Source organism: Rhizobacter sp. P1_G5 (genome assembly GCF_056405435.1).
This window is the reverse complement of the sequence record NZ_JBFUCB010001130.1, coordinates 1-785: the sequence shown is the minus strand read 5'-3', so window position 1 is coordinate 785 and position 785 is coordinate 1. Positions and strand designations below refer to the sequence as shown.

The 785-nt window shown below is 69.9% G+C and carries 1 protein-coding gene; it reads right to left on the bottom strand.

Translation table 11 applies throughout. From position 1 onward, the window contains the following. On the bottom strand, nucleotides 1–785 hold a 785-nt coding region (locus tag AC1D12_RS34525; protein ID WP_477845555.1), incomplete at both ends, for a vWA domain-containing protein.

The window sequence follows — 785 nt, the reverse complement described above, 5'->3', positions numbered from 1 at the left end:
CCTCGAACGTGCGGCCCTTGTTGTTCTCGCCGTCGGTGAACGCCACCACCGAATACTGGTAGCCGGGGTTGCGCTGCTTCTCGTCGGCCATGTTCTTCAGCGACTTCAGCACCGCGTCGAACAAGGCGGTGCCGCCGCGCATGTTCAGGCCGGCCGCGAAGGCCCGCACCTGCGCCAGCGCCTTCTGCTTGGCCTCGCTGTCCTCGATCACCTGCACGCCGCGGGCGGCCGGGGCGCCGGCCGGGATCTCGAAGCGCTGCAGGTCGTACGGGTTGTCCGAGAACGGCTGCATCCACAGCCGCTCGCGGTTCGTCAGCCGCGCGATGCGCCCGGTCAGCGAGCGGTCGACGCCGGCGATGTAGTCGAGCGCCTGGATCAGCTGCTGCTGGCGGCCGTCGCGCTCCATGCTGCCGCTGGTGTCCAGCACGAAGGTCGACGCGATCGGGCGGCGGAACTCGTTCAGGTAGGCGTCGATCAGGCCGTCGGCCAGCGCGCGGTCGGGCGAGAACGGCAGCTCGATGCGCATCGCGTCGCGCGGCAGGATGTCGGCGACCTGCGCGGCCACCTCCGGCAGCACCGGCCTGCGCAGCGTCTGGCGGGCCAGCCAGGTCTGCGCCGCTTCGCCCTTCAGGTAGGCGACCACCTTCAGGTAGTCGTCGCGCCGGGCGTCGTTCAGCAGCAGCAGCGGGTAGTCGGCCGTGCTCACGCCTTCGTGCGGGTAGACGAGCAACAGTTTCTCGCGCAGCTTGCCCGACTGGTTCAGGCCCAGCAGCCAGCTCTCGTAG